This window comes from Streptomyces sp. NPDC002125, from assembly GCF_053593715.1.
The window spans coordinates 46,177-52,848 of record NZ_JBSFDD010000042.1; the positions used below are offsets into that span (position 1 = coordinate 46,177).

The 6,672-nt window shown below is 67.8% G+C and carries 6 protein-coding genes; all 6 read right to left on the minus strand.

Annotated features, from left to right (window positions below; translation table 11 throughout):
- Nucleotides 1–18: 18 nt before the first annotated feature.
- Nucleotides 19–798 carry an FHA domain-containing protein gene (locus ACWCQM_RS39000; protein ID WP_073753984.1) on the minus strand — a complete coding sequence of 260 codons (780 nt, stop codon included), beginning with the start codon at nucleotides 796–798 and terminating at the stop codon, nucleotides 19–21.
- Between the two features lie 190 nt (nucleotides 799–988).
- The gene (locus ACWCQM_RS39005; protein WP_450919819.1) at nucleotides 989–1,807 is read right to left on the minus strand and encodes a DUF881 domain-containing protein; all 819 of its coding nucleotides are present in this window, start codon (nucleotides 1,805–1,807) and stop codon (nucleotides 989–991) included.
- A gap of 5 nt (nucleotides 1,808–1,812) precedes the next feature.
- The gene (locus ACWCQM_RS39010; RefSeq protein ID WP_003970459.1) at nucleotides 1,813–2,145 is read right to left on the minus strand and encodes a small basic family protein; all 333 of its coding nucleotides are present in this window, start codon (nucleotides 2,143–2,145) and stop codon (nucleotides 1,813–1,815) included.
- Nucleotides 2,142–3,062 (minus strand): DUF881 domain-containing protein, encoded by a 921-nt coding sequence (locus ACWCQM_RS39015; RefSeq protein ID WP_450919820.1) that lies wholly within the window; start codon nucleotides 3,060–3,062, stop codon nucleotides 2,142–2,144. The genes ACWCQM_RS39010 and ACWCQM_RS39015 overlap by 4 nt, the downstream gene beginning before the upstream one ends.
- A 203-nt stretch (nucleotides 3,063–3,265) precedes the next feature.
- Nucleotides 3,266–5,761, minus strand: a complete 2,496-nt coding sequence (locus tag ACWCQM_RS39020; RefSeq protein WP_450919821.1) for a sugar phosphate nucleotidyltransferase — start codon at nucleotides 5,759–5,761, stop codon at nucleotides 3,266–3,268.
- A gap of 112 nt (nucleotides 5,762–5,873) precedes the next feature.
- Complete coding sequence (locus ACWCQM_RS39025; RefSeq protein ID WP_073753992.1) at nucleotides 5,874–6,482, minus strand: CDP-alcohol phosphatidyltransferase family protein; 609 nt, start codon at nucleotides 6,480–6,482, stop codon at nucleotides 5,874–5,876.
- Nucleotides 6,483–6,672 lie beyond the last annotated feature (190 nt).

Consider the following 6,672-nt stretch of genomic DNA (forward strand, 5'->3'; position numbering starts at 1 on the left):
ACGGTGTCCGGGGAAGGGTCACACGCCCCGCTGGCTCGCGTAGAAGACCAGCCGGTACTTACCGATCTGGACTTCGTCGCCGTTGGACAGCGCGACGGAGTCGATGCGCTCACGGTTGACGTAGGTGCCGTTGAGGCTGCCGACGTCGCCCACGGTGAAACTACCGTCCGGACTCCTGCGGAACTCCACATGACGCCGCGACACGGTCACGTCGTCGAGGAAGATGTCGCTCTGCGGGTGACGGCCGGCCGTCGTCAGGTCGCCGTCCAGCAGGAAGCGGCTGCCCGAGTTCGGGCCTCGGCGCACGACCAGGAGCGCGGATCCTGCGGGCAGCGCGTCGACCGCGGCCTGGGCCTCCGGGGAGAGCGAGGGAAGGGACGTCTGCCCCGTCGCCTCGGCCTCGTACGCCTCGATACCGGAGATCGAGATGGTGGAGGTCGTCTCTGAGGCGCGCTCGGGAATTCCGCCCCGCAGCGGCGCACCGCAGTTGGAACAGAATCGGCTGGCCTCGGCATTGCGATGCCCGCACCTGCTGCAAACCGGCATGGACGAGCCCTCCGGAGCGGGGGCGAACCCTCCACCCGTACTTGAGGTTGATGGTTCCCCGAAACCTATGCGTCCTGCACCGGCGGGGTCAACCGACGACGCGCCGGTCCCACCGGCGGTTCCCGGCACCTCATCGCGGAAGAGCGGGCGCTCCGAGCCCTGCTCCTCGGCACCCTGACGCGGAGCGCGGTGGCGGGCAGCGTTGCTGTCCTCGCGGGCACTCTTTCCGAACAACTTCGCAAACAACTTCACGGGCGTTTCCCCTTGACCGAAATAGACCCGCCCGTGGGGCAGGACGAACCCTGAACGAACACACCTGCCGACCCGGACATCCTCACAACGTCCGTATCCACCCGACAGTTTCCACCACGCGTCACCGATCCGTTGCGGCGACCCCCCGCAACCTCGTGCCCGAGTCCTTCGAGCACCACACACCCCTGTCTCACTGGGGCGACGACCGAGCGTAGTCAGGCTGCTCCGCCGGTCGCAAGGCGTCCACCACGATGTCGTCGGCGCGTGCCACTTCCGCCGTGGCCTGCTCCTTCTCCAGCGTCTGCACCACGCCGCCGGGGATGTTCAGAGCAGGTTCCAGGTCCTGCGGCTTGCCGATGACCTTGAACTCGTACGGAGCCTCGATCTTCTTGCCGTCCACCCTCAACTCTCCCCCGTCCCCGGAGAAGTACGTGTTGGCGACCACCCGGACACCGTTGATCTCGATCGCCTCGGCACCCGCGGCACGCAGCTCCTGGATGGTGTCGAGGAGCATGTCGGCCTCGACCGCACCGCTCGGATCGCTGATGGTCAGCGTGATCCCCGGACCGTGCGCCGCGACGGTACCTGCCAGGATACCGAGCTGGCGCTCCTTCTCCAGCGTCTGCTTACGGGCCTCCTCCGCCTGGTCGGAGCTGTTCTCCAGCTCCGTGCGCTGGTCGTCGAGGCGCTGCTTCTCGTCCTCCAGGCGCTGGGTGCGGTTGTCGAGCTCGTCGAGGATCCGGACCAGGTCCTCCTGGCGGGCGCCGCGCAGGGCGCTGTTGTCGCTGTTCGACCTGACCTGGATGGCAAGACCGAGGCCGAGGACGAACAGCAGGAGCGCCACGATGAGTTGGGCTCTGCTCACCCTCGGCGGCCAGAGTCCCGCCATCAGCCGCTGACGTCCGGAGACGCCCTCGGCGGGGGCAGGGCGTGACGGTTCGGGCCCGGGGGCCTCGGGGGGAAGCGCTCCGGCCGGTTCCCCGCTGTGGTGGTTCTGTTCGCTGCTCATCGGCCTCACGCCCGGAAGACGTGGCGGCGGATGGCCGCAGCGTTGGAGAAGATCCGGATGCCGAGCACGACCACGACACCGGTGGACAGCTGGGCCCCGACGCCGAGCTTGTCACCGAGGAAGACGATCAGCGCCGCGACGACCACGTTGGACAGGAACGACACCACGAAGACCTTGTCCACGAAGATTCCGTCCAGCATGGCCCGCAGGCCGCCGAAGACGGCGTCGAGCGCGGCCACGACGGCGATCGGCAGATAGGGCTCGACCACCGCCGGCACTTCGGGCCGGACCAACAGTCCGACCACGACTCCCACGACGAGGCCCAGTACGGCGATCACGATGTGCCCTTCCCTGTGTCTGCCGCACCACTGCCCGTGTCTGCGGCCTGAGGCTCTGCTGTACGTACGATCAGGCTGGGGGCGGCCGGCAGGCGCACCTTCTCCTGTTCGGAGATGCTGGTGCGGATGTCGAAACTCTCGTGCAGCGCCTGAAGGTACTGGCCGTCCGCGCTGTCGCGGAACTGCGTGGCGAGCTGCTTCCCGTCCCCCACCGCGAGCACCGTGTACGGCGGCACGAGCGGCCTGTTGTCGACCAGTATGGCGTCGCCGGCCGCGCGGATGGCCGAGAGGGCCGTCAGCCGCTGCCCGTTGATGGCGACCGCCTCGGCGCCGGACTGCCAGAGGCCGTTGACCACGCGCTGCATGTCGCGGTCGCGCACCCGTCCGGTGTCGGCGAAGCCGGTGGACTCTCGCGGACCCCCACCACCCTGGTCGGTGTCCTCCGCGTCGTCCACGACGAGCTTGATTCCGGGCCCCTCCACGGCAGTTGCGCCGGACAGGAGGGCGACCAGACCGCCCTGGTCCCCGCCGTGCCGCTCAAGGGCCTTGCGCTGCCGCTCGTTGACGTCGTTCCGCAGCTTGTCGACATCGGCCTCCAGCGTGTCCGCCGTGGAGGTCTCGGCGTTCACGCGGTCGATGAGTTCCTCGCGCTCCTTGGCCACGACGGGTGCCGCGACCTGTGCCTCGGCGGCACCGAGGGTCACCACGAACGCGGCCAGCACCAGACCCGCAGCGAGGCCGAGCTTGGCCCTGAGTGTGCGGGGCAGGCCCGCATCGCCCTCCGACCTGCGGCGGGCCGAGGCCTCGGCGTATCCCTCGTCGAGGCTGTGTTCCATCACGGTGGTCAGCAGCGACATGGACGCGTCGGGGCGAGGACGCGGCGGGGCGCTACTCCGATCGGGGGGCGGCTGCGACATGCCGCACATCGTCGCACGTCATGGCGGCTGCCGCCGAATGGCCCCACCGTCGGCCCGGAACCGGCGGCACACCGGCTGCCGGGCCGGCCACCGGCGACCTGGGGCCTCGTACACGAATCACGCCGGACTCGCGTGCCCCCGCACGTGCGGGGCCTCTCGTTCGGACCGGGCCAGGCCCGAACGAGAGGCCTGCGGGAGGGCCCTCAGTCGCCCGCGCTGTCCACGACCGCCGCCCACTCGTCGAGCAGTGCCTGCGCGGAGGCGTCGTCGGGGCCCTCCGCCCACAGATGGGTGACGGCCTCCGCCCGGTCGGGCAGCACCATGACCCAGCGGCCGTCGGTCTCGACCACGCGCACGCCGTCGGTGGTGTCCACGCTGCGCTCGCCCGCTGCCTCGACGACCCGCCGCATGACGAGCCCCTTGACCGCCCACGGTGTGGCGAGGTCACGCCGGAGGACATGAGCACGCGGAATGCGGGCGTCGATCTGGCTCAGCGTGAGCTGTGTCCTGGCCACCAGGCCGATGAGTCTGACGAACGCCGCGGCCCCGTCGAAGACGCTGCTGAACTCGGGGATGATGAAGCCGCCGCGGCCGTCGCCGCCGAAGATGGTCGTGTCCTCACGGCCCACCCTCGTCAGATCGTCCGGGGACGTCGTCGTCCACTCGACCTGCGTGCCGTGGTAGGCCGCGACCTGCTCGGCGACGCGGGTCGTCGTCACGGGCAGGGCGACCCGGCCGCTCCTGCGCTCGGCGGCCACGAGGTCCAGCATGACGAGCAGCGCCCGGTCGTCCTCGATGATGCGGCCCCGCTCGTCCACGAGCGACAGACGCTCGCCCACCGGGTCGAACCGCACCCCGAAGGCCGCGCGTGCGGACGACACGATCTCGCCGAGGCGCACCAGCCCCGCCCGCCGGGATTCGGCGGACTCGGTGGGCCGGGATTCGTCGAGTCCCGGGTTGATCGTGAGGGCGTCCACGCCCAGGCGTCCGAGCAGGCTGGGCAGAACAAGCCCGGCGCTGCCGTTGGAGGCGTCCACGACCACCTTGAGGCCCGCGTCGGCGATACCGCTCGTGTCGACGTTGCGGAGCAGGGAGCCGGTGTAGGAGTCGTAGACGCTCGACGGGAAGTGGAGGTCTCCGATCTCGCCGGGGAAGGCCCTGCGGAACTCCTGACGGGCGTAGACGCGGTCCAGCTTCTTCTGGCGTGCCTGGGAGAGATCGGCTCCCCGCTCGTCGAAGAACATGATGTCGACCGAGTCCGGCACTCCCGGAGACGTACGGATCATGATTCCGCCGGCGCTGCCCCGTGCGGTCTGCTGACGGGCCACCGGCAGCGGCACGTTCTCCAGGTCGCGGACGTCGATGGCGCTGGCCTGCAGGGCCGAGATGACCGCTCGTTTCAGCGCACGGGCACCACGGGAGTGGTCACGCGCGGTCGTGACCGTCGCGCCCTTCTTCAGAGTCGTCGCGTACGCGCCGGCGAGCCGGACGGCGAGCTCCGGGGTGATCTCGACGTTCAGGATGCCGGTCACACCGCGGGCTCCGAAGAGGTGCGCCTGGCCGCGCGACTCCCAGATCACCGAGGTGTTGACGAAGGCGCCGGCCTCGATGGTCTTGAACGGGTAGACCCGGACGTTCCCCTGGATGATCGATTCTTCACCGACCAGGCATTCGTCGCCGATCACGGCGCCGTCCTCGACACGCGACGCACGCATGATGTCGGTGTTCTTGCCGATCACACAGCCGCGCAGATTGCTCTGCTCACCGATGTACACGTTGTCGTGCACGACCGCCCGGTGCAGGAACGCGCCGGATTTCACGACGACATTGGAGCCGACGACGGTGTGCTCACGGATCTCCGCCCCGGCTTCGATCTTCGCGTAGTCACCGATGTACAGCGGCCCTCGGAGCACGGCGTCGGCATGGACGTCCGCGCCTTCCGCGACCCAGACCCCGGGCGAGATCTCGAAGCCGTCCAGTTCGACGTCGACCTTGCGCTCCAGCACATCGGCCTGGGCCTTCACATAGCTTTCGTGGGTGCCCACATCTTCCCAGTAGCCCTCGGCGATATAGCCGAAGATCGGCTTGCCTTCCTTCATGAGCTGCGGGAAAACGTCACCGGACCAGTCCACGGAGGTGTCGGCCTGGACGTAGTCGAAGACCTCGGGCTCCATGACGTAGATGCCCGTGTTCACCGTGTCCGAGAAGACCTGGCCCCAGGTCGGCTTCTCGAGGAAGCGCTCTACCTTTCCTTCTTCGTCCACGATCGTGATCCCGAACTCCAGAGGATTCGGGACCCGGGTCAGGCACACCGTGACGAGTGCGCCCTTTTCCTTGTGGAAAGCGATGAGGTCCGTGAGATCGAAGTCCGTGAGGGCGTCACCGGAAATGACAAGGAAGGTGTCGTCCTTCAGGGCCTCCTCGGCGTTCTTGACGCTTCCCGCGGTACCGAGTGGCTTCTCCTCGTTGGCATAGCTGAGCTCCATCCCGAGCTCCTCGCCGTCGCCGAAGTAATTCTTGACGAGAGAGGCGAGAAACTGGACGGTGACAACGGTTTCGTTGAGCCCATGCCGTTTGAGCAGCCTCAGCACATGCTCCATGATCGGCCTGTTGGCCACGGGCAGGAGCGGCTTGGGCATGCTTGAGGTCATAGGGCGAAGGCGGGTGCCTTCACCGCCTGCCATCACGACGGCCTTCATGTCGGAAACGTCCTCCTCGAAGAGACGACGGTCTAGCCGACTTCGCCCGTCGGGGCAACTCCACACCTATCCGGTGCGGGCCTGCGACTCTGCACGGCGCCACGTCAACGAGCTAATCGGCTACTTCATCCGCCTTGACCAGACGGCGGACCTGGACCACGTAGAGGATCCCTGCCCACCAATAGAGCGTTGTACCCCATCCAGCGAACGCCCATCCGAAAATGGTGCCCAGCGAAGCAAGCCAACCACTTCCGTCGCTGAGCAGCAACAAGGGGAAGGCGTACATCAGGTTGAACGTTGCAGCTTTGCCTAGGAAGTTCACCTGGGGCGGCGGATAGCCGTGCCGGCGCAGGATTGCCACCATCACGAGCAGCATCAGCTCACGGGCGAGGAGGGCTGCCGTCAGCCAGAGCGGCAGGATCTCCCGCCAGGTCAGTCCGACGAGCGTCGACAGAATGTAGAGGCGGTCGGCAGCCGGGTCCAGGAGCCGGCCGAGACTGCTGATCTGGTTCCACCGGCGGGCCAGCTTGCCGTCGAGGTAGTCACTGACACCGCTCAGCATCAGAACCAGCAGGGCCCAGCCGTCACTGTTGGGCCCGCCGAACACGGGGCGAAGAATCAGCCACAGGAAGAGCGGTACGCCGACGAGACGAGCCATGCTGAGGATGTTGGGGATGGTGAGTACTCGGTCCGTCTGAACTCGAGTCTCCTGGACCTCCACCCGGGGGCCTCCTGTGAAGAACGTGCCAATGATGCCCCCTGACCTTACCCTCAGCATCCTTGCGGCAGTGCACAGGGGTACGGCAAGAGGACGTGAACGCAGAAAAGCCCCGTGCCACAAGGGCACGGGGCTAGTCCGTAATATTTGTTCGGCGGCGTCCTACTCTCCCACAGGGTCCCCCCTGCAGTAC

What these genes read in the sequence shown, in the direction of transcription:
- ACWCQM_RS39005 (WP_450919819.1), bottom strand. Translation starts at nt 1,807, where the DNA reads ATGAGCAGCGAACAGAACCACCACAGCGGGGAACCGGCCGGAGCGCTT.
- ACWCQM_RS39015 (WP_450919820.1), bottom strand. Translation starts at nt 3,062, where the DNA reads ATGTCGCAGCCGCCCCCCGATCGGAGTAGCGCCCCGCCGCGTCCTCGC.
- ACWCQM_RS39020 (WP_450919821.1), bottom strand. Translation starts at nt 5,761, where the DNA reads ATGAAGGCCGTCGTGATGGCAGGCGGTGAAGGCACCCGCCTTCGCCCT.